At 70.1% G+C, this 20,905-nt stretch carries 19 protein-coding genes; 13 read left to right on the forward strand and 6 right to left on the reverse strand.

Annotated features, from left to right (window positions below; genetic code table 11):
• Positions 1 to 140: 140 nt before the first annotated feature.
• The 7 genes from AB0B61_RS09450 to AB0B61_RS09480 are packed head-to-tail and all read left to right on the forward strand — an operon-like array spanning position 141 to position 7,660.
• The gene (locus AB0B61_RS09450) at positions 141 to 1,316 is read left to right on the forward strand and encodes an ROK family transcriptional regulator (protein ID WP_358430433.1); all 1,176 of its coding nucleotides are present in this window, start codon (positions 141 to 143) and stop codon (positions 1,314 to 1,316) included.
• The gene (locus AB0B61_RS09455; protein WP_358430006.1) at positions 1,316 to 2,101 is read left to right on the forward strand and encodes an ABC transporter permease; all 786 of its coding nucleotides are present in this window, start codon (positions 1,316 to 1,318) and stop codon (positions 2,099 to 2,101) included. Before AB0B61_RS09450 ends, AB0B61_RS09455 begins: the two co-directional genes overlap by 1 nt.
• Positions 2,098 to 2,895, forward strand: a complete 798-nt coding sequence (locus AB0B61_RS09460) for an ABC transporter ATP-binding protein (RefSeq protein WP_358430009.1) — start codon at positions 2,098 to 2,100, stop codon at positions 2,893 to 2,895. Before AB0B61_RS09455 ends, AB0B61_RS09460 begins: the two co-directional genes overlap by 4 nt.
• On the forward strand, positions 2,892 to 3,863 hold the full coding sequence (locus tag AB0B61_RS09465; protein ID WP_358430012.1) for an aliphatic sulfonate ABC transporter substrate-binding protein: 972 nt from the start codon (positions 2,892 to 2,894) through the stop codon (positions 3,861 to 3,863). Before AB0B61_RS09460 ends, AB0B61_RS09465 begins: the two co-directional genes overlap by 4 nt.
• Entirely contained in the window at positions 3,860 to 5,329 is a 1,470-nt protein-coding gene (locus AB0B61_RS09470) for a sulfatase-like hydrolase/transferase (RefSeq protein ID WP_358430015.1), read from the forward strand. The genes AB0B61_RS09465 and AB0B61_RS09470 overlap by 4 nt, the downstream gene beginning before the upstream one ends.
• Positions 5,326 to 6,741 (forward strand): sulfatase, encoded by a 1,416-nt coding sequence (locus AB0B61_RS09475; protein ID WP_358430018.1) that lies wholly within the window; start codon positions 5,326 to 5,328, stop codon positions 6,739 to 6,741. Before AB0B61_RS09470 ends, AB0B61_RS09475 begins: the two co-directional genes overlap by 4 nt.
• Before the next feature lies 1 nt (position 6,742).
• Positions 6,743 to 7,660: a formylglycine-generating enzyme family protein gene (locus AB0B61_RS09480; RefSeq protein WP_358430020.1), complete on the forward strand. Its 918-nt coding sequence runs from the start codon at positions 6,743 to 6,745 to the stop codon at positions 7,658 to 7,660.
• A 55-nt stretch (positions 7,661 to 7,715) separates the two neighbouring features.
• Here the strand turns inward: AB0B61_RS09480 and AB0B61_RS09485 are convergent, their stop codons facing one another.
• Together AB0B61_RS09485 and AB0B61_RS09490 are read right to left on the reverse strand one after the other, a co-directional pair.
• Positions 7,716 to 9,080 carry a sulfatase-like hydrolase/transferase gene (locus AB0B61_RS09485; RefSeq protein WP_358430023.1) on the reverse strand — a complete coding sequence of 455 codons (1,365 nt, stop codon included), beginning with the start codon at positions 9,078 to 9,080 and terminating at the stop codon, positions 7,716 to 7,718.
• A 76-nt stretch (positions 9,081 to 9,156) separates the two neighbouring features.
• The gene (locus AB0B61_RS09490) at positions 9,157 to 10,158 is read right to left on the reverse strand and encodes a LacI family DNA-binding transcriptional regulator (RefSeq protein ID WP_358430026.1); all 1,002 of its coding nucleotides are present in this window, start codon (positions 10,156 to 10,158) and stop codon (positions 9,157 to 9,159) included.
• 207 nt (positions 10,159 to 10,365) lie between these two features.
• Here AB0B61_RS09490 and AB0B61_RS09495 point away from each other — a divergent pair, with 207 nt between their 5' ends.
• The 3 genes from AB0B61_RS09495 (at position 10,366) to AB0B61_RS09505 (ending at position 12,335) form a co-directional block, all read left to right on the forward strand.
• On the forward strand, positions 10,366 to 10,935 hold the full coding sequence (locus AB0B61_RS09495) for a DUF5994 family protein (RefSeq protein ID WP_358430028.1): 570 nt from the start codon (positions 10,366 to 10,368) through the stop codon (positions 10,933 to 10,935).
• Between the two features lie 51 nt (positions 10,936 to 10,986).
• Complete coding sequence (locus tag AB0B61_RS09500) at positions 10,987 to 11,754, forward strand: GAF and ANTAR domain-containing protein (protein ID WP_358430031.1); 768 nt, start codon at positions 10,987 to 10,989, stop codon at positions 11,752 to 11,754.
• Between the two features lie 221 nt (positions 11,755 to 11,975).
• Positions 11,976 to 12,335: a hypothetical protein gene (locus tag AB0B61_RS09505; RefSeq protein WP_358430034.1), complete on the forward strand. Its 360-nt coding sequence runs from the start codon at positions 11,976 to 11,978 to the stop codon at positions 12,333 to 12,335.
• Between the two features lie 40 nt (positions 12,336 to 12,375).
• Here the strand turns inward: AB0B61_RS09505 and AB0B61_RS09510 are convergent, their stop codons facing one another.
• Positions 12,376 to 13,647, reverse strand: a complete 1,272-nt coding sequence (locus AB0B61_RS09510) for an alpha/beta hydrolase-fold protein (RefSeq protein ID WP_358430037.1) — start codon at positions 13,645 to 13,647, stop codon at positions 12,376 to 12,378.
• 224 nt (positions 13,648 to 13,871) lie between these two features.
• Here AB0B61_RS09510 and AB0B61_RS09515 point away from each other — a divergent pair, with 224 nt between their 5' ends.
• On the forward strand, positions 13,872 to 15,911 hold the full coding sequence (locus AB0B61_RS09515) for a M14 family zinc carboxypeptidase (protein WP_358430039.1): 2,040 nt from the start codon (positions 13,872 to 13,874) through the stop codon (positions 15,909 to 15,911).
• 51 nt (positions 15,912 to 15,962) lie between these two features.
• On the opposite strand, the gene AB0B61_RS09520 is transcribed toward AB0B61_RS09515, so the two are convergent.
• Positions 15,963 to 17,393 carry a PepSY domain-containing protein gene (locus AB0B61_RS09520; protein WP_358430042.1) on the reverse strand — a complete coding sequence of 477 codons (1,431 nt, stop codon included), beginning with the start codon at positions 17,391 to 17,393 and terminating at the stop codon, positions 15,963 to 15,965.
• Positions 17,394 to 17,498: 105 nt separating this feature from the next.
• Positions 17,499 to 18,053 (reverse strand): hypothetical protein, encoded by a 555-nt coding sequence (locus AB0B61_RS09525; protein ID WP_358430045.1) that lies wholly within the window; start codon positions 18,051 to 18,053, stop codon positions 17,499 to 17,501.
• Between the two features lie 162 nt (positions 18,054 to 18,215).
• On the opposite strand from AB0B61_RS09525, the gene AB0B61_RS09530 reads away from it, so the two are divergent.
• Positions 18,216 to 19,055 (forward strand): universal stress protein, encoded by an 840-nt coding sequence (locus AB0B61_RS09530; RefSeq protein WP_358430048.1) that lies wholly within the window; start codon positions 18,216 to 18,218, stop codon positions 19,053 to 19,055.
• 11 nt (positions 19,056 to 19,066) lie between these two features.
• Here the strand turns inward: AB0B61_RS09530 and AB0B61_RS09535 are convergent, their stop codons facing one another.
• The gene (locus tag AB0B61_RS09535) at positions 19,067 to 19,906 is read right to left on the reverse strand and encodes a L,D-transpeptidase (RefSeq protein ID WP_358430050.1); all 840 of its coding nucleotides are present in this window, start codon (positions 19,904 to 19,906) and stop codon (positions 19,067 to 19,069) included.
• A gap of 466 nt (positions 19,907 to 20,372) precedes the next feature.
• Here AB0B61_RS09535 and AB0B61_RS09540 point away from each other — a divergent pair.
• A partial coding sequence (locus AB0B61_RS09540) for an ice-binding family protein (protein WP_358430053.1) occupies positions 20,373 to 20,905 on the forward strand: 533 nt, incomplete at its 3' end.

Here is a 20,905-nt window from a genome sequence, read left to right on the forward strand (position 1 = left end):
CGAGGGAGCAGAAGCGAGAGAGCAGAGGCGAGAGAAAGGGCTGGTCAGACGTTTTCGTCGGTCCTGCGACAGATTTCCGGATTCTTTCTGCCGGAAGGTTGACGGAAAAAAGGGACAAACCATAAGTTTCCAGCGTGTCAATGCCCCCTGGAGCGCACGCACTCGTCCGCCGGTCCCATGAGGAACGCGTGCTGCGCCTGCTGCGCCAGCACGGCGCGCAGAGCCGCAACGAGATCGCGACGCGGGTCGGCCTGTCGCGTACCACGGTCTCCGAGATCACCAGCGACCTGCTCGGCCGCGGCGCGATCCAGGTCGTCGACACCGACGCCGTCGAGCGCGTCGGCAGCGGCCGGCCGGCCGAGCGGCTCGCGCTGGATCCGGGCTCGGGGCAGTACATGGGCGTCGACTTCGGCCACCGGCGGGTGAACGTCCTGGTGGCCGACGCGGCGCACGACATCATCGCGTCCGGCACCTCGCGCTACGACGAGTCGGCGCAGTGGCCCGAGCGGGTCCAGGCCGGGCTGGCGCTGATCGACCGGCTGAGCGCCGACACCGGCGTCCACTACGGCGCCCTCCAGGCCATCGGGATCGGCGTGCCGGGCTGGGGGGACCGGTCGCGCGCCGACAGGGTGGCGGAGCTGTTCGCGGGGCGCTTCCGCACCGCCGTGATCGTCGACAACAACGTGCGCTTCGCGGGGCTGGCCGAGGCGCTGCACGCCCAGTCGGACTCCGTACGCGACCTCATCTACCTGCGCCTGTCCGACGGCGTCGGCGGCGGGCTCGTGGTGGGCGGCCAGCTCGTACGAGGCTCCAAGGGCTACGCCGGAGAGCTCGGCCATGTGACCGTCGTGCCCGGCGGCGCGCAGTGCCGGTGCGGCAAGCGCGGCTGCGTGGAGACCGTCGCGTCGGTCCCGGCGATCCTCGGTCGCTGTCGCGAGCTGGGCCTGCCGATGGAGACGCTCGACGACCTGCGGGCCGCCGTGGAGATCGCGCACCCGGTCGTCGACCAGGTGCTGCGCGCGGCCGGTGCGGCGGTCGGCCGGGTGCTCGGCACCGCCGCGATGACGCTCAACCCCAGCGAGATCGTGCTCGCCGGCGAGCTCGTCACCATCGCGCCGACGCTGGTGCAGCAGGTCGCGGCCACCATCACGTACGAACTGTCGTGGCTGACCGACGCGGCGCCGGTGATCCGCACCGCCCTGCTGTCGGACGACGGCGGCGCGCTCGGCGCCATCGCGGCCCTGTTCCACGAGTCCCCGCTGCTGGCCGGATACGAAGCGAACATCACAACGGACGGAGGCCGAAGGTGGCCGTGATGACTACGGAAGCCACGGAAGCCACGAAGGTTCGGCCCCGCAAGAGCCGGACCCTGCTGATGCTCAACATCGGCTCGGTGGTGGCCGGACTGGCGATCTGGTGGGTGCTGTCCCTGACCGGGCTGCAGTTCCCCACCCCGGGTGAGGTCGTCGCGGCCGCCTGGCGGATGCTCCTGGACGGCACGCTCGTCACCGACGTCGGCGCCTCGCTCGGGCGGGTGCTGGCCGGGTTCGCCCTCGGCTCGGTCGCGGCGGTCCTGATCGGCTTCCTCATGGGCTGGTACACGGTCGCGCGCGGCCTGTTCGAGCCGTGGATCCAGTTCTTCCGGACCGTCCCGCCGCTGGCGATGCTGCCGCTGGTGCTGGTCCTGATGGGCATCGGCGAGAGCCCCAAGATCTTCGTCATCTTCCTGGCGGCGTTCCTGGCCTGCGTCATCTCGACCTACCAGGGCGTGGTGAACGTGGACCGGACCCTCGTCAACGCCGCGCGGGTCCTCGGCGCGGGGGACGGGACGATCTTCGCGCGGGTCGTGGTGCCGGCCTCGACGCCGTTCATCCTCGTCGGGATGCGGGTCGGGCTCGGCTCGGCCTGGGGCACCCTGGTGGCCGCCGAGCTGCTGGCCGCGCAGGCGGGGCTCGGGCACCGGATGCAGAACGCGCAGCTCTACTACGACCTGCCGACGATCTTCGTCGGCATCATCACGATCGGGATCCTCGGCCTGATCATGGACCGGCTGCTCATGCTGGCCGGCAACAAGCTGACGGCCTGGCAGGAGAGCAGATGACCATGCCCACGACCATGCCCAAGATCTCCGTACGCGACATCGAGAAGGTCTACCCCGTCGGCAAGGAGGACTTCGTCGCCCTCGGCGGCGTCTCGCTCGACATCGCCGACAACGAGTTCGTGACCGTCGTCGGGCCCTCCGGCTGCGGCAAGAGCACGCTGCTCAACATCCTCGCCGGGCTGGAGGAGCCCACCGGCGGCACCGCGCTCGTCGACGGGAAGCCGGTCTCGGGTCCGGGCCCCGAACGCGGCGTGATCTTCCAGCAGTACGCGCTGTTCCCGTGGCTGACCGTCCGCGAGAACGTCGAGTTCGGCCTGCGTACCGCCAAGGTGCCCAAGGACGAGCGGCGCCGGCGGGCCGAGCACTTCATCGGCCTGGTCGGCCTGGAGCGGTTCGCGGACGCGCTGCCCAAGACGCTGTCCGGCGGCATGAAGCAGCGCTGCGCCATCGCCCGCGCGTACGCGGTCAACCCGTCGATCCTGCTCATGGACGAGCCCTTCGGCGCGCTGGACGCGCTGACCCGGGTGCGGCTGCAGGAGCAGCTCCTGGAGACGTGGAGCCGGGAGCGGCGGACGGTCATGTTCATCACCCATGACGTCGACGAGGCGGTGTTCCTCGCCAACCGGGTGATCGTCATGGCCGCGCGGCCCGGCCGCATCGCCGATGTCATCGACGTCGATCTCCCCTATCCACGCGACGAGGACATGCGGCTGAGTCCCGAGTTCGGGAACCTGCGCAACCGCGTCTGGCATTCGGTGTACCACCAGCGGCAAGTCAAGGAGCCCGCGCAATGAGGAAGACATCCATCGCCGCTGCCGCCGTCATGCTGGCGCTCGGCACGGCCGCCTGCTCGTCGGGCGACGCCGGCACCCAGGTCAACTTCGGCTACATCGGCGACTTCAACGGCGCCAGCCTGCTCGCCGTCGCCGACGAGCAGGGCCTGTGGAAGAAGCACGGCATCGACGCCAAGACCAGCGTCTTCACCAACGGCCCGCTGCAGATCCAGGCGCTGGGCACCGGTGACCTCGACTTCGGCTACATCGGGCCGGGCGCCATGTGGCTGCCCGCCACCGGCAAGGCCAAGGTCGTCGCGATGAACACGCTCGGCAACGCCGACCGCGTCATCGCGCAGGCCGGCACGGCCTCGATGGCCGACCTGAAGGGCAAGACGATCGGCGTGCCCGAGGGCACCTCCGGCGACATGATCCTCACGCTCGCCCTGAAGAAGGCCGGGCTGGCGAAGACCGACGTCAAGATCGTCCCGATGGACGCGGCGACGATCGTCTCGGCGTTCACCTCCAAGCAGATCGACGCGGCCGGCTTCTGGTATCCGGCCATCGCCACGATCAAGAAGGCCGTTCCGGACCTGGTCGAGCTGGCCAAGAACGAGGACTTCGCCGACACGGTGTCCTTCCCGACCGCGTTCGTGGCCGGCAACGACGTCGTCGCCAAGGACCAGGGCAAGACCCAGAAGGTCATCGCCGTGCTCCGCGACGCGATCCAGTACCGCAGCGAGCACCTCGACGAGACCATCGCCTCGACCGCCAAGATGCTCAACCAGCCGGCCGAGCAGGTGAAGGCCGACGCGGCCAACTCCAAGGTGCTGTCGTTGTCCGAACTGGACGGCTACACCAAGGACGGCACGATCGACAAGTGGCTGACCGGCATGAACGACTACTTCGTCGGCGCGGGCAAGCTCACCGGCGCGGTCGCCCCCAAGACCTACTACACGGCCGACCTGTTCACGGGCGCCGCCAAGTGAACATCCTGTTCCTGATGACCGACCAGCACCGGGTCGACACCCTCGGCGCGTACGGCAACCGCCTGGCCGCCACCCCCGTCCTCGACGAGCTGGCCAGGACCGGAACCCGGTTCGACCGCTGGTACACCCCCACCGCGATCTGCACGCCCGCGCGGGCGAGCCTGCTCACCGGGCAGGCGCCGTTCCGGCACAAGCTGCTGGCCAACCACGAGCGCAACGTCGGCTACATGGAGGACCTGCCCGACGGGCAGTACTCCTTCTCCGAGGCGCTGCGCGAGGCCGGGTACAACTGCGGGCTCATCGGCAAGTGGCACGTCGGGCACCACCGGCGGGCGGCCGACTTCGGCTTCGACGGGCCGGACCTGCCGGGGTGGCACAACCCCGTGGACCACCCCGACTACCTGGACTACCTGGCGGCCAACGACCTGCCGCCGTACGAGATCCACGACCACATCCGCGGGACGCTGCCCAACGGCGGGCCGGGCAACCTGCTCGCCGCGCGGCTGCGTCAGCCGGTCGAGGCGACGTTCGAGCACTACCTGGCGACGCGGACGATCGAGATGCTGGAGCGGTACGCGGCCGACCCTCAGCCGTTCTTCCTGCAGCTCAACTTCTTCGGGCCGCACCTGCCGTACATCGTGCCGGACGAGTACTTCGACATGTTCGACCCCGAGCTGGTCGAGCTGCCCAAGTCGATCGCCGAGACCTTCGCCGGCAAGCCCGCGGTGCAGGCCAACTACAGCGCGCACTGGACGTTCGACACCATGCCGCTGGAGGTGACGCGCAAGCTCATCGCCGTCTACTGGGGGTACGTCGCGCTCATCGACGCCCAGATCGGCCGGGTCATGGACGCCATGCGGCGCCTCGGGCTGGTCGACGACACGGCCGTGTTCTTCACCTGCGACCACGGCGAGTTCACCGGCGCGCACCGGCTGCACGACAAGGGCCCGGCGATGTACGAGGACATCTACCGCACGCCCGGCCTGCTCCGCGTCCCGGGGCAGCAGCCCGGAGTCGTCCGGTCGGAGTTCGTCAGCCTGCTGGACTGCACGGCGACCATCCTCGACCTGGCCGGGATCGACCCCGCTCCCGCCGTCGACTCGCGCAGCCTCGTGCCGCTCGCCTCCGCCGACGAGGTGGCCTGGGAGCAGGACATCGTCTGCGAGTTCCACGGGCACCACTTCCCGTACCCGCAGCGGATGATCCGGACCGACCGCTACAAGCTGGTCGTCAACCCGGACTCGACGAACGAGCTGTACGACCTGTTCACCGACCCGGACGAGCTGCTCAACGTCTACGCCCATCCCGAGATGGAGGCGGTGCGCGGCCGGCTGATGCGGCGGCTTTACCAGGTGCTGCGGGATCGGGGTGACAACTTCTACCACTGGATGACGTCGATGTACGACGTCGGTGACGTCTCTTACGACCCGACGATGAGCGGGCTGGACGAGGCGACCTACCGGTGAGACGGCCCAACATCGTCATGATCCTCACCGACGACCACGCCTCGCACGCCGTCGGCGCGTACGGGTCGGTGGTCAACCGGACGCCGCGGATCGACGAGATCGCGGCGTCCGGGGCCCGGTTCGACAACTGCTTCGCGACCAACGCGCTCTGCTCGCCGAGCCGGGCCAGCATCCTGACCGGCACGTATTCGCACGTCAACGGCGTCTCGACGCTCGTCACACCCATCGACGCCGCCCAGCCGACGTTCGTGAGCCAGTTGCGGGCCGCCGGGTACCGGACCGCCATCGTCGGCAAGTGGCACATGGGGGACGGCCCCGGTCATGATCCTCAGGGGTTCGACTACTGGGACGTGCTGATCGAGCAGGGGGAGTACGTCGATCCGCGGTTCCTCTCGGCGGAGGGGCTGCGGACCGTCCCCGGCTACGCCACCGATCTCATCACCGACCTGGCGCTGTCGTGGGCCGACGGGCTCGACGGCGACGACCCGTGGTGCCTGCTGATCTACCACAAGGCGCCGCACCGCCCGTGGGAGCCCGACGAGAAGCACGCCGGGATGTACGCCGAGCCCATTCCGGTGCCGGCGACGTTCACCGACGATCACGCGTCGCGCTCGTCCTCGGCGCGGCGGGCGGCGATGCGGATCGCCGAGCATCTGAACGCCGAGGACCTCAAGCAGGATCCGCCCGAGGGGCTGTCCTACGAGGAGCTGGCGCTGTGGAAGTACCAGCGCTACATGGAGGACTACCTGGCCGTCGTCGCCTCGGTCGACGACAACGTGGGCCGGGTCGTCGACTGGCTCCGGGCCCGTGGCGAGTTCGCCGACACGCTGTTGATGTACTGCTCCGACCAGGGCTTCTTCCTGGGGGATCACGGCTGGTTCGACAAGCGCTTCATGTACGAGGAGTCGCTGCGGATGCCGCTCGTCCTGAGCTATCCGAGACGCGTTCCGGCTGGTCAGGTACACACCGGTATCGTGACGAACGTGGATTTCGCGCAGACCGTGTTGGACGTGGCCGGGGTGGCGCACCATCCCCGTATGCAGGGGCGCAGTTTCCTGGCTGATCTGACCGGCGAGCCCGGTCCTGCTCCCGCCGAGGGGATGTACTACCGCTACTGGGAGCACGACGACGTCTTCCACAAGGCACCGGCGCACTACGGGTACCGGACGACCCGATACAAGATCATTTACTTCTACAACGACGGCATGGGGCTGCCCGGCACGGGCGCGTTCACCTACAGCGGGGAATGGGAGCTCTACGACCTGGAGGCCGATCCCGCGGAGCTGCGCAACGTCTACTTCGAGCCGGACTATCTCGCGGTCCGCGAGGAGATGAAGGCACGCATGTGGCAGGCGCAGGCGGCACTCGGCGACGAGCCGCACCCCAGCCAGCCCATCCCCGGTGGGGTGTGAGGTGTCGGGTAGCTGCTGCACGCCCGCGACGCCGGCCTCACCCCTGGAGCCGACCCGGTTCGCGGCACAGGGCACGCACACGATCGATCAGGTGGACCTGCCCGGCGGCGAGTTCCGGATGGGCGACGCCACCGGCGACGGCAACCGGGGCGACGGCGAGACGCCCGTCCACCCGGTGGTCCTGGCGCCGTTCTCGATCGACGCGACCTGTGTGACGACGGCCGACTTCGCCGCCTTCGCCGAGGCGACCGGCTACCGGACGGAGGCCGAGGAGTTCGGCTTCTCCGCCGTCTTCCACCTGGCCCTGAGCGCCCGCCCGGAAGACGTGATGAACCCCGTCCCGGGCACCCCCTGGTGGGTCGGCGTCCACGGCGCCGACTGGCGGCACCCCGCCGGCGCCCTGTCGTCGGCGGAGGCCGACCACCCCGTGGTCCACGTGAGCTGGAACGACGCCCTCGCCTACTGCTCGTGGGCCGGCCGGCGCCTGCCCACCGAGGCCGAATGGGAGTACGCCTCCCGGGGCGGCCTCGACGGCGCCCGCTACCCGTGGGGCGACGACCTGCCCGAGGAGGAGTGGCGGGTGAACATCTGGCAGGGCGTCTTCCCCACCCGGAACACGCTGGCCGACGGCTACCTGACCACGGCTCCGGTCCGCACGTTCGCGCCCAACGCGTACGGGCTCTGGCAGACGGTCGGCAACGTCTGGGAGTGGTGTTCGGACTGGTACGCCCCCGACTACTACACCTACTCCCCGTCAGCCGATCCGCGCGGTCCGCGCCGTGGCACGACGCGGGTGCTGCGCGGCGGCTCCTTCCTGTGCCACGACTCCTACTGCAACCGCTACCGGAACGCGGCGCGGTCCTCGAACACGCCCGACTCCTCGATGGCCAACGCCGGCTTCCGCACCGTGGCGCTATGAGCCCGCCGGAAAGCTGACCGTGGGGCTATGAGGCCGCCGGCTGGTGGCCGTGGGGCTATGAGGCTGCCTGCTGGTGGCCGAACCTGACCGGTTCGGGGCCGCGCAGCCGGACGGCCGGGTCGGTCAGCGCCTGGTCCCGGGCCTCGACCTCGACGGCCGGCTCGATGACCGGCTCGGCCTCGCCCGCCGCCACGATCCGCCGCAGCAGCCGCGCGCGCAGCCCGGCCGCCACCTCCAGGTGGGACCGGTGCCCCGCCAGGTTGACCAGCTCGTGCGGGTCGCTGTCCAGGTCGTACAGGGCCTGCTCGCGGTAGTGGGCGGAGGCGGGGCTGGCCACCGGGTCGGCGTCCTCGGCGACGACGTAGTACTTCCACCGCGAGGTACGGATGCCGCGCCCCACCTCGGACTCGCTCACCTGGAAGAACACCTCGTCCGGCCAGGGCGCGCGGGCGTCGCTGAGCAGCGGCAGGAACGAGCGGCCCTGCATGTTCTCCGGTACGGGCAGCCCGGCGGCGTCCAGCAGCGTGGGCGGCAGGTCGATGACGCTGACCGGCCGGGAGATCGCGCCGCCCCCGTCGAACCCCGGCCCGCGCACGGCCAGCGGCACCCGCAGCGACGCGTCGTGGCAGGACCGCTTGTACTCGCCGTTGCGGGTCTTGAAGTGGTTGCCGTGGTCGGAGGTGTAGGCGACGATCGTGTCCTCGAGCAGGTCCATGCTCCGCAGCGCGTCGAGCAGCCGGCCCAGCCCTTCGTCCAGGCGCTTGACCTGGCCCAGGTAGCCGCCCAGGTGTCGAGCGGCCGTGCCGCCGAGCGCGGTCAGGTCCGGCGGCGTCCAGCGGCCCTGGTAGCGCTCCTCGTAGCCGTCGGGTGCCGGGTAGTTGTCCACCTCGTTCTGGTGGTGCGGTTCCAGGAAGGACAGGAAGAGGAAGAAGGGTTCGTCGTGGTGGTCGGCGACGAACCGGACGGCCGCGTCGACCAGCGCGTCGGAGCGGTAACCGGGCAGGAAGACGGGGTCGTTCGCCTCGTCGTACACGATCGTGCGGTAGGCGTCGGAGGTGTGCTCCAGCGCGTTGGCCGCCAGCCACGACCCGTAGCCGCCGCGCAGCTCCTCGGGCACCGGCTCGGTGGCGGCCAGGTGCCACTTGCCGATGTAGCCGGTGGCGTACCCGGCCGCGCCGAAATGGTGCGCCAGCGTACGCTCCTCGGCGGGCAGGGGGCGGCCGTTGCGGTAGACCCCGGTCGTGGTCGGATAGCGGCCCGTCTGCAGGGCCGCGCGGGCGGGCGCGCACACCGGTTGCGGGGTCAGCGCGACCGTGGCCTGCGTGCCGTGCCGGGCCATCCGGTCGAGGTTAGGGGTGAAGGGACCCACGGTGTCCCACCGCTGCTGGTCGGTGAAGACGACGATCACGTTCGGGCGCAAGAAAGGGCTCCTGTCGAAGGCCGTTGGAGAGGCTGTGGGGAAGGGGCTGTGGGGGAGAGGCTGTGGGGAAGGCCCGTCAGGAGGAGCCGCGCCGCAGGAATGTCCAGGGGCGGACCACCTCGCGGGCGGGCAGGGGCTCATCGGCCTGGAGGCGGTCGAAGAGCAGGCGTACGACGTCGGTGTAGTCGTGTCTGAGCGGGCCGACGGTGCTCAGCTGCGGGTTGCTGATGAGACCCTCGTCGATGTTGCCGACCCCGATCACCGCGACGTCGCCCGGCACGCTCAGCCCGATGTCCCTGGCGGCGGAGAGCACGCTGATCGCCGCCCTGTCGGACGCCGCGAAGATCGCGTCCGGCCGGTCGGAGGAGCGCAGGAGCTCGGTGGCTGAGTGGTAGGCCGCCACGCGGTCGTCCGCACCGGAGACGATGATCCGCCGGTCCACACCATGCCGGTCGAGAGCCGTCGTGTAGCCCAGCAGCCTGCCGGTCGGGTGGTCGCGGTAGAGCTCGTGGCGGTGCGCCATGAAGGCGACGCGGGTGCGGCCCTCGGCCAGCAGGTGCTCTACCGCCTCGGCGCTGACCTCGGTCTCCGGTGTCCGTACGACGTCGCAGCCGTCCGGCACGCTCTCGTTGCGGACCACGACCATCGGCAGACCGCCGGCGGCGATCTCGGCCAGCAGGTCGTGGGTGAGGTGCTCGCCGGCCAGATTGACCAGCGCGCCGTCGGCGATCCCGCTCCGCAGCACGTCGGCCGCGGCCCGCGCGCGAGCCTCGGAGTAGACGGCGAGCGTGATCACGGAGTAGCCGTGTACGTCGGCCATCTCGTGGAGGTCCCTGGCCAGCCGCTCGTCGGTGGGCACCCCGCCGAGCGAGCCCTGAACCAGGCAGACCCGCTGAGTCCGGCGCTTGCGCAGGCTCCTGGCGGCCTGGTCGGGCGTGTAGCCGAGCTGCCTGGCCGCGTCGAGCACCCGCTGTCTCGTCTCGGCGGCGACGGGCCGGTCCCGGCCGCTGAGCACATAGGACACGGTCGCCACCGACACCTGCGCCAGCTCGGCCACCTGTCGTGCTGTGGGTCTCATGTGTGCTGATGTTAAACGATTAACATCGGCAGGCTCTACTCTCACCCTCCTGATCGGATCAACCTTCTGTCGTCCGGGGCGCTCTTTACCGGTGAGGTAGAATTGAGGTACCGAGGACATTTCGTGCGTTGACACTCAGGTCGGCGTCGCCCACGGCGATCCGCGATTGTCGGCCTCCTCATGTTGGGCCGGACAGGTCAGGCGACCATGAAGGCGTCAATTCTTACTCATCTCAAGCCGCTGCGCGCTGTCGCTTCCGCCGTTTCCGCCATCGACTCCGAAGTGCGGCTCAGCCTGAATCCCGTGCTCAGCCGGCGATCCGTGGTGGACGGGGCGTGGTGGCCCCACTCCCGTGACGCGGCCGCGGAGCTGCCAGGGCTCATCGCCGCCGTCGATCAGCGGCTCGACCAGACCACGTTGCGGGTCGGCGTGCGCAAGGAGACGTGGGACCACATCCCGCGCCGTATCCCGGCACCCGGGCGCCAGATCAAGGTCGGCTGGTTCCGCAACACCGACCCTCAGGTGGTCACGTTGATCCTCGCGGGTGCCGAGCCGATCGTGCTGCTGGTCATCCCACCGGGCACCGCGAGCGGGCCCGCTGCGGCCGCGCTCAAGCTCGGCGCTCAGGACACGACCGGATTGTGGCCGGTCGACCTCCTCACCATCGCCCGCCTGCCCGCCACCCGCGGTGCCCGGCGGGCGGGCCGGAAAGCCTTGGACGGCTGGGAGAACGAGGGTGGGCACATCGACCAGGCGGCCGGTCCGCCGATCGGGTAGCCAATGGTTCCAACCGGATCGCCGGGTCGGCGGGGGCGTAGGCTGCTGGGTGTGGACCTCCCCCCGTCCCACGGCCCGACGTTGCAGGTCGCCCAGGCGTTCATCAACCTGGCCGACACGCTGGTAACCGGGTTCGACGTCATCGACTTCATGCATGGCCTGGCCGAGCAGTGCGTGCGACTCCTCGGCGTCGACGCCGCCGGGCTGCTGTTCGCCGCCCCCGGCGAGAAGTTGCGGTTGGTGGGCGCCTCCAGTGAGCAGAGCCGGCTGCTGGAGCTGTTCCAGCTCCAGACCGACCAGGGTCCCTGTCTGGACTGTTTCGCCACCGGCCAGTCCGTGCACTGCGCCGACCTGGCCACGGCGGAGCCCATGCGGCGCTGGCCCCGCTTCGCCGAGCAGGCCGGCGTCAACGGGTTTCGCGCGGTCGACGCGCTGCCCATGCGGCTGCGCAACCAGGTGATCGGCGCGATGAACCTGTTTCGCCAGGAGCCCGGCGAAATGCCGGCCCCCACCGTCGCGCTCGCCCAAGCCCTGGCCGACATCGCCACCATCGGGCTGCTACAGGAGCGCACCATCCGGGAAGGCCAGGTTCTGTCCGAGCAGTTGCAGCACGCGCTCAACAGCCGGGCGGTGATCGAACAGGCCAAGGGCATGCTCAGCGAGCGTTACACGCTGCCGATGGAGCAGTCCTTCGTCGTGCTGCGCCGGCACGCTCGCGACCACAACCGCCACCTGACCGAACTCGCGCGTGAGGTGGTCGCCCGTGCCGCCGACCCCGGCCTCATGCCCTTCCCCGAGGACGCTGACCCGACGCCGTGACACCCGGCGAGGCGTCAGCCCGGTAACCGGACGGTGGTTCCGCCCGTGTCGCTGGAGAAGGTGACCGCGTCGCCGAACTGCCGGATCGGGGGCGGGGTACGGGAGCCCCTGAAGTCCCAGGTCGGTGACAGGTGCTGTACGCCGGTACCATGGGGCCAGGCGCCGAGTGTTCCTCCGATGTATCGGGGGACGTCAGCCACATCCTGAGAGCGGGACGCAAGATGAGTAGTCCTCGCACATCCGAAGACCTGACCACGATGGAGTCCGCCCCGGCCACCGAGGCCGACGAGCGGGCCGAGCACGCGGCCAACGCGCAGTGGCTCAAGGACAACCCGGCTTCGATGCCGCAGGTGGCCGCGGGCCGCTGGGCCGTGTACAACCGCGCCGGTCACCTGCGCGGCCACCTCGTCGGCGATGGCCCGACCCGCGAGACCCGCTTCAAAGCGATCAGCGCCAACAAAGCGGACAACGACCGGATGCCCGCGGGCAGCGCGCGCTTCGGCATCACCTTGCACGACGCCGGGGCACATCTCCTCGACGGGGGCACGCACGGCGGCCTCTCCGACGCAACGGGCAACTGAGCGCCGCTCAGGCACCGGCGCACCGTGCGAGGCCGCTCGGTCACGCGTTGGGGCAGTAGGCCGGGGCCGTGCCGTAGGCGTACTGGAGGAAGTCGACCAGGTCGTCAGGCCAGGAGTTCCAGTCGTGGCCGCCGGTGCCGTAGCAGTAGCGGTGGTTCACTCCCAGACTGGTCAGCGTCTTGTCGAAGTCGCTCACGTACGAGCCGAGGATGGTCTCGTCGCCCGACAGGGCGTCATCATGGGCCTTGCTGTCGTAGGCGCACGTCTTCGGCGCTGGATGGTGGCCGTCGGCGTACTGGGGATTGCCGGGAGCACCCGGCAACTCCTTGCAGCCGCCCGCGTACAGGCCGAACCGGCCGCTGTAGGGCGCGTACTTGCCCTGTGTCACCAGCTCGGCCGGGTTGACGGACGGCCAGTCGTCGATCGTCTTGCCGTTGAAGACGGTGGTCGTGTACGGCCCGAACAGGCTCTCCAGCCGGTAGCGCCGCTGCTTGTCCTGGTCGAGCACCAGGACGCCGTTCTCGTATTTGTTGACCCGGAACGCCCCCCAGTCCGTCAGTGGCATGATCGCCGCGCCGGACGCCCACATGGAGTCGGAGATCGTCCGCTGAGCGGGCATGCCCCGCAGGTCGGTGCCCGGGGAGAAGGCGCCGATGACGGAGAACACGTCGGGGTGCGCGGCGGCGTACTTGAGCGTGCCGAAGCCGCCCATCGACAGCCCGGCCAGCCCGCGCCCCGATCGATTGGCGATGGTGTTGAAGTTGGCGTCGATCCAGGGGATGAGCTGGGAGATGTGGTACGTCTCCCACTTGGGCGCGAAATATCCGTCAGTGCGGCCGACCCAGTCGCTGTACCAGCCGGTCATCCCCCCGGTCGGCATCACCACGATGCCGTCATAGGCCCGCGCCTGGTCCACCAGGGAGACCAGATCGGTCTTCGTCGTCCACTCGTCGTAGTTGTCCCCGCCACCGTTGAGCAGGTAGAGCGAGCGGTAGCGGGTGCTCCTGGCCGGGTCGTAGTCCTTGGGCAGGTAGATCCGTACGGTGATCGGACGGGTCAGCGGGTCGATCACCGGGGTGCCGCCGGACGCCTGGAAGATCGCCGTGGAGGTCATGGTGATGTCCCGCAGCTCGGACCCGTTGTCCTGGAGGTGCCGGTCCACGCTCACGCAGGTGATGCCGTAGTCGTCGGGGTGGGGCAGGGTCGTCGAGCAGGTCTGCGCCCGCGCCGCGCCGGCCGGGACCACGACCGCTCCGGCGATCATCAGCAGCCCGGTCAACGCGCGCGATAGCCACCGTGGGGAACTTCGCATCGCTTCCTCCTCCAAGCGAGAAACCGGGCATCAAGCTACAAAGCGGCGCCGATTTCCGCGTCAACCGCCGGGTGGAGAACGTGGTCAACCTTCACCCTGCGGATCGGGGCCGCGTACAACTCCTGCGGTAGGTCGCCTGGCGTATTGCGGCTTTCGAGTGGGTCTTGCCAGTTTTGTCATGTCGGCTTTCACTGATCTCCATACCGGTGATCCAGGAGGAGCCGATGCGTGGCTTACGGGCGTCCGCAGTCGTTCTGGCGATCGTTCTTCTCACGACGTTCCTGACCTCGGGGCAATCCGTCCCGGCGGTCGCCGGGCCGTCCGACCCGGAGCCGGCCTCACTGGTCACGCTCTCCGTGCCGGACCAGGCCACGATGGAGCGGCTGACGGCCTCGGGGGCGGACCTCACCGAGCGGGTACGCCCACAGGCGGACGGCAGCGTCCAGGTCGACGCGGTCGTCACGCCGAGCCAGCTGACGGCGCTCGCCGCGCTCGGCGCGACCCTGGCGCCCGGCACGCCGTCCCGCTCCCAGGCGACGCCGAAGGGCGCCGCCGCGCCGGATCAGCTGGTCATTGAGCGGGCGGTGTGGTTCAAGAGCCGCGACGGGTACTTCCTGTCGGTCGAGGCGTCCAGCAGCGCGGGGGCGGCGGCCACGCTCAGCGTGAGCTGGACGGGCAAGGGCGGTTCGGGCGGTCAGGTGCCGATGGTGCCGTACGTCGACGCGGGCGCCTACCTGGGCCACCAGCTCAGCACCCCCGTGCCGGCGGAGAACCGGCCGCAGTGGGTCACCGTCACGTCGGCGGCCGGTGGCAAGGCGGACGCGCGGGTCCAGGAGTGGCCCGACGGGGAGCGGCCCGATCGCCAGAGTCCCGGCTACGAGAAGGACTTCGTCAGCCAGTACATGCCGCCGGCCCAGCTCAACGAGCGGGTCAAGGCGCTGCACCGGCGCTTCCCCAAGCTCACCGACATCATCACGCTGCCGAACCCGACCAACGGCTACCGGCGTAACGCCCAGGCCCTGATCGGCACCCCGCCCGGCGCCGCCGTCGTGGTCACCTCGAACGCCTACGGCTCCGAGGGCGGCAACGACCTGGCCATCGAGCTCGTCACCCCCGGCGCGCCCGACCGGCAACTGCAGGTGACGGTGAACGGCAAGCAGATCACCGTCAGCCTGGCCACCGACGGCTCCGGCACACCGACCAGTACCGCGGCCCAGGTGGTCGCGGCGATCAACGCGACGCCGGGCATCGCCGTCAAGGCCACGACCTACCGCACCGACGCGGGACAGGGCGTCATGGCGCCCGCCCCGCTCACCCCGCTGAGCGACTTCCTCAAGGCACCGGCCGACGTCCCCCGCGCGCCGTGGCGGGTGCTGGCCCTGCGCGTCGGCGTACACCGGGACGGCTCGCGCACCGGAGTGCTCGCCTACGCGCAGGAACACGCCAGGGAATGGGTGGGGCCGCTGGTCACCATCGAGGCGGCCGAGCGGCTGCTGCGCAACTACGCGCGCGACGCGGCGACGCGCGAGCTGCTGAAGCGCACCGACATCTTCATCGTGCCCACGGTCAACCCCGACGGCGCGAACTACAGCTTCTACGACTTCAACTCCCAGCGTAAGAACATGACCAACCACTGCCCCGCGCAGCAGTCCGACCCGGCGCTCCGCAACACCTGGGGCGTGGACGTCAACCGCAACTACGCCGTGGGCTCCCTGTCGGACGGGTACTTCGGCGCCTCGGCAAGCTGCCAGAGCGGTACGTACGCTGGGCCCGCCGAGCATTCCGAGCCCGAGAGCCGCAACGTCATGTGGCTGGCGCAGCGATATCGCAACATCAAGTTCGCGATGAACGTCCACAGCTACGGCGGCTACTTCATGTGGCCGCCGGGCGCCTACAAACTCGACGGCCGCGTCACCCTGCCCCGGCCCACGCCCCGGCAGGAGGCGTACTTCCTGCGTTCGGCCCGCACCATCGAGCAGGCCATCGCCGCCGAGCGCGGCACGGTCACCTGGCCCCAGCAGACCGGGCCGGTGACCGACGTGCTCTATTCGGCGGCGGGCAACTCCGCGGACGAGCTCTGGTACGACCACGGCGTCTTCGGCTGGGACTTCGAGGTCGGCAGCGACCTGTGGAACCCCACGACACAGAGGTGGGAGGGAGTGGGGTTCCAGCCGCCGTTCAGCGAGGGGCACGCGGAGGCGATGGAGTTCGCCTCCGGCCTCATCTCGCTGATCGGGGTCGCCGCGGACTATCGCGAGCCGTGACGGGCACGTCTCGCCGGCCCGGCCGCAGCGGCGGCCGGGCGTGCCGGAGTGTCAGCCGATCACCCGCGCCACCGCCGGTATCCGCCGGAGCACCAGCCAGTCGAGCAGCAGCACGACCGCCATGGTGACACCCGCCAGCGGGAACAGCAGGCCGAGCACCGCCACGACGGCGATCACTCCGTACGCGCCGCGCCTGTTGGTGGCGCGGGCGGGCGCTCCGGCTCGCCCGCGCGGGCGGCGCTTCCACCACATCCACGCGCCGGTGACCACGAGCGTGATCAGGGACAGGCAGGCGGCGAGCATGACGAGCAGGTTGACGGTGCCGTAGCGGCGGCCCTCGTGCAGGGCGATGCCCTGTTCGACGGCTTTGGCCATGATGCCGTACTCGGCCCAGCCGTAGGAGACGAGCACCCGGCCGCTGTACTGGTCGACGTGGAGCGTCTGCGCGGCGGCCGGGTCACGGCGGTTGTCGGTGACGACGGTGTAGACGCCCTTCGCGTCCTTGGGGAGGAGGACCTTGACGTCGCACTCGGCGGGCGCGCAGTCGCGCAGGACCGGCCGGGCGGCGGCCAGGGCCCGCTCGATCGGCAGGGCGCCCGGTTGCGGCACGCCGCCCGCCGTTTCGTGCGCGGCGTGACCTTCGGACTGCGGTACGGGGAGTCGTTCGGCGGACCAGGGCACCTTGGCGTCGGGGTTGGTGGACAGGTCTCCGGAGAGCGTCGAGGTGTTCGGGAAGGAGTCCGCGCTCGGGGTGGTCGAACCGGTGCTGTCCTGGATGCGCTGCAGGCCGTCACCCCACACGCCCGACCAGGGCAGGCCGGACAGGACGAGGAAGACGACCGCCGCCCCGGCGCCGACTCCGGTGAGGGTGTGCACGCGGCGCAGCCGGCCGCGGCCCGACCGCTTGGCCCGCTTGTGGGTACGGCGGCCGCTCCACCACAGGTACGTGCCGGTGGCGATGAGGATCAGCGCCCAGCACGCGGCGATCTCCACGACTCGGTCGCCGATGGTGCCCGCCATCAGCTCGCCGTGGATGGTGCGTACGACGCGCATGAAGGTGGTGCCGTCGTCGATCTGCCCCACCACGCGGGCCGTGGCCGGATCGACGTAGACCGAGACGCCCTGAGCGAAGGGGCCGGTGTCGGCGCCCTGGAGGATGACCCGGGTGGTCCGGTCAGGGGCGGTGGGCGGGATGATCGACATGACGGCCGCGCCGGGCCGCGCCTGGCGGGCGGCGGCGACCTGCTCCGACAAGGGCTTCGCGGTGGTCACGGGTGTGGCGAGCGTGCGGACGTCGGCGTAGTGCCACTCCTCGAACGGCTCCTTGAACAGGTAGATCGACCCGGTTATGGCGAGGATGAGCAGAACCGGGGCGACGAACAGCCCGGCGTAGAAATGCCAGCGCCAGATGATGCGATAGCGCTGGGACGAGAGGGCCGGGGTGGGCTGGACGGTCGGCGGCCGTATCTCGACAGAGGTCATGGGGTTCTCCATTCCGGAGACGCGCCCGTCTCGGGGCGCGCGAACAACGGGGGCGGTCCCGGCGGCACACGGCGCCGGTAAATGGTCAGCTTCAGCAGGCGTCGCCTACTGAGGCGGCCCCCGGCGGCACAGCTCCCAGGCCAGCACCTGGGCGGCGGGCATCCCCGGTGTGACGGCCACGACCGGCGCCACGCGGCGCGGTGTCGAGGTCGGCATGAGCAGGTCGGTCAGCGGGCGCCACAGGTCGCGCAGCGAGCAGGCCAGCAGGAACAGCAGTGTGGCCAGCGCCGTCTCCCCGCGCTCCAGCCACCAGGCGGACACCGTGGCGACCAGCACGTGCGCCAGCAGCATCCCGATCCCCGCGGACAGTCCGCCGAGGTGGTGTCCCGTCAGCGGAAGGCCGGGGCCGGGACCGAAGAGGTGGTGCATGCCGTACTGCGCGGCGAAGGAGGCGATGAGCAGCGTTCCCATACTCCGTCGCCGACGGGCGAGGACGTACGCCCCCGCGCCGGTCACGGCGGTGGCGGCGGCGACGATCCCCAGGCCGGCGCCCGTGCCACCGGCCAGCACGTGCATGCCCAGCGCGGCGTACACGCAGACGACCGCGAACACCGCCGCGCACACGACACGTCCGGCGGGCTCGTTCCGATCGGCGCTCACGCGCGATCACCGCTCACATGTGCAGATACGGCCCAGCGGGTGTCTCGGTTCGATCACGCCGTAATGGGCGGTGGTCCCATGAGCTCCACTGGCTTGACCTGCGGAAACTTCGGCTCGCCGGGTAGGGGTGTCGGGGAAGGGGACGTCGGAGGGGGACAGATCATGATCATTGTCGGGGTGGACGGCTCGCGGGCGGGGCTCGAGGCCGTCGGGTGGGCCGCCAGGGAGGCCGCGCTGCGCGAGGTGCCACTGACCGTGGTGCACGCCATGCCGGGATGGGCCTGCGAGACGGCGTCCGGCCACTATGCCGCCGTGGCCAAGTGGATGCGCGACGGGGGCGAGATGGCGCTGGCCGCGGCCGAGGACCGGGCGCGCGGCGAACACCCGAAGATCAACATCAGGACGATGCTCCTGCCCGGCGATCCCCGAGCCGCCCTGATCGGGGCCGCGAAGGAGGCCGAGCTGCTGGTCATCGGCAGCCACGGGCTCGGGGGAGTGCGCGGGCTGCTGGTGGGGTCCGTGGCGTACGGGGTGGCCGGGCACGCCGCCTGCGACGTGGTCGTCGTGCGGCAGCTGCCGTCCCTTCCGCGCGGCGAGCTGGTGGCGGGAGTGAACGGCTCGCCGCGGACCCGTCGCCGGGTGCTGGACTTCGCCTTCTCCGAGGCGGAGCTGCGTGGTGTGACCCTGCGGGCCGTACACGCCTGGAGCGGGTTCCAGCCCACGAGGGAGGAGGATGAGCGGGACGGGCGGCTCATCCTGCGCGAGGCGCTGGCCGGACACCGTCAGGATCATCCCGATGTCGAGGTGATCGAGGAGGCCGTGCACGGTCATCCCGTGGAGGTGCTGCGTCAGGCCGCTGAGGGCGCCGACCTGCTCGTGGTCGGCTCGCACGGGCACGGCGCGTTCGCCGGCATGGTCATGGGCTCGGTCAGCCAGGCCATGCTGCACCACTCCCCGTGCCCGCTCGCCGTGGTCCGGAACCGGCAGGACGACCCCGGTTGAGTTCTGAGCGTTCACGGGTTGATGACGACCGCGCTGCCCAACGGGACATGTGACAGGACGCGCAGGGCGGCGGCCGGGACACGGACGCAGCCGTGACTGACCTCCTGCCCGAACACGCTCTCGTCCGGCCAGCCGTGCAGCCCGATCGTGCCGGGGCCGCCGTCGAAAGTCTGGAGGACGGCGGAATGCGAGCCCAGCGCGAGCATGCGCGGGCTGTACGTCGCGTCCTCAGGAGTCAGCGAGGCGAGCAGGAACGTCCGTCCCGTTGGCGTGGGGGTCGACGGGGCGCCGGTGGCGACTTTCCACGTGCCCAGACTGCGATCGGACTTGAACACCGTGAGTTGATGAGCCGCCAAATCGATGCGTACGTAATAAGGGCTGTAGGCATTCCGCAACCCACCGCCAGCGGTATAAATCCAGCCCGTCGACAGATTCGGGCGGCTCGGCAGCATAACGCGTACCCATCCCGGCTGCTCTTCCACTATGGGCACCCATACCGGGCCGCCCACTGAAGTGGTCGGCAATATCCCCACCGGTGCGCCGCCGGGGCTGGCATAAACCACCTGTGGTTGCGTTGGATGTGTCACGTGCCCATTTCCCGGCTCGAAAGGAGCGGTGTCCTTCGGCGCGCCACGCAATCTCGTGTACGTCGTGGAGCGCGTCAGCCGAGCCCGTTGCGCGGCTGACACCGGCAGCGGGGCGACCTGCTGGATCGGGGCGGCGAGCGGCGCGGCGGGCGGTGGCGGGACGGTCGTTCCGCAGGCCGCGGCCATGGCCATGGCGGCCAACGCCGTGCCCCACGCGATCGGCCGCGCATTGCCGTGCCTGTCCAGTGCCATGCGGTCACGCAAGGAGGCCTCCACTATGTCCGGGGTGAGCAAGGGCAGTTTACGGAGGGGCTTTGAGCGTGTTGGGTCGAGAATTGGGATAAGTCGTTTTATCGGGTGGTCTCGGGCCTTGGTTGATAATTGGCAGAGACTTTGCCGCGCCTTTACCGGTCGGTCGTCAGCGGTTGTTGATCTCCCCGAATATCATGCCAAGTGGCTTGCCGTTTCACCTCGCTGCGCGGGTGGAAGTCGGCTGTGTCCAGCGCGCTTCCCTATAGAAAAGATTCACTACATGGAAGTAATCTCTGGTCGCGCTTCCCATCGGTCGCGATGGGTCTCTCTGCTGGCGGGGGTTTTCGTGCTCGTCGTCGCCGGGGCTCTGCTGACCACATGGCCATCTGGTGCGAAGGCGGCCCAGCCGCGGTCATGCCACCAAAACGAGGACGTCTGCGATAGCCCGGCCACCAGCATCTCGGGCGATCTCGAAGGCGTGACCCTCGAACCCGGCGTCTACACGGCCGTGTCCTCGATCGTGCTGACCGGCACGGTCACCCTCGACGCTCAGGGCGATCCCGACGCCGTCTTCATCTTCCAGATCGGCACCGCGTTCTTCACCGGCCCGGACAGCGACGTCGAACTCGTCGGCGGCGCTCAGGACTGCAACGTCTTCTGGGAGGTGGGCAACACGGTGACGACCGGCGCCATGCCCGACGTGACCGTACCTGTCGATGAGGAGGTGATCGAGGTCTGGGACGACTGCCCTCTGGCGTATCAGGTCATGCCGCCAGCCCTTCCGCCATGCGCGGGGACTCCGCTGGTGCGGCCGGTACCGACTCCGACTCCTAGGGTGACGTCGACTCCGACGGCGACTCCGCTGGTGCGGCCGGTACCGACTCCGACTCCTAGGGTGACGTCGACTCCGACGGCGACTCCTAGGGTGACGTCGACTCCGACGGCGACTCCGCTGGTGCGGCCGGTACCGACTCCGACTCCTAGGGTGACGTCGACTCCGACGGCGACTCC

Origin of the sequence: Nonomuraea sp. NPDC049158, from assembly GCF_040648335.1 — a bacterium.
Lineage (GTDB): Bacteria > Actinomycetota > Actinomycetes > Streptosporangiales > Streptosporangiaceae > Nonomuraea.

Coding starts and splice junctions, on each gene's coding strand:
- AB0B61_RS09450 (WP_358430433.1), top strand. CDS start 141: ATGCCCCCTGGAGCGCACGCACTCGTCCGCCGGTCCCATGAGGAACGC.
- AB0B61_RS09455 (WP_358430006.1), top strand. CDS start 1,316: ATGACTACGGAAGCCACGGAAGCCACGAAGGTTCGGCCCCGCAAGAGC.
- AB0B61_RS09460 (WP_358430009.1), top strand. CDS start 2,098: ATGACCATGCCCACGACCATGCCCAAGATCTCCGTACGCGACATCGAG.
- AB0B61_RS09465 (WP_358430012.1), top strand. CDS start 2,892: ATGAGGAAGACATCCATCGCCGCTGCCGCCGTCATGCTGGCGCTCGGC.
- AB0B61_RS09490 (WP_358430026.1), bottom strand. CDS start 10,158: ATGAGACCCACAGCACGACAGGTGGCCGAGCTGGCGCAGGTGTCGGTG.
- AB0B61_RS09495 (WP_358430028.1), top strand. CDS start 10,366: ATGAAGGCGTCAATTCTTACTCATCTCAAGCCGCTGCGCGCTGTCGCT.
- AB0B61_RS09505 (WP_358430034.1), top strand. CDS start 11,976: ATGAGTAGTCCTCGCACATCCGAAGACCTGACCACGATGGAGTCCGCC.
- AB0B61_RS09510 (WP_358430037.1), bottom strand. CDS start 13,647: ATGCGAAGTTCCCCACGGTGGCTATCGCGCGCGTTGACCGGGCTGCTG.
- AB0B61_RS09515 (WP_358430039.1), top strand. CDS start 13,872: ATGCGTGGCTTACGGGCGTCCGCAGTCGTTCTGGCGATCGTTCTTCTC.
- AB0B61_RS09520 (WP_358430042.1), bottom strand. CDS start 17,393: ATGACCTCTGTCGAGATACGGCCGCCGACCGTCCAGCCCACCCCGGCC.
- AB0B61_RS09530 (WP_358430048.1), top strand. CDS start 18,216: ATGATCATTGTCGGGGTGGACGGCTCGCGGGCGGGGCTCGAGGCCGTC.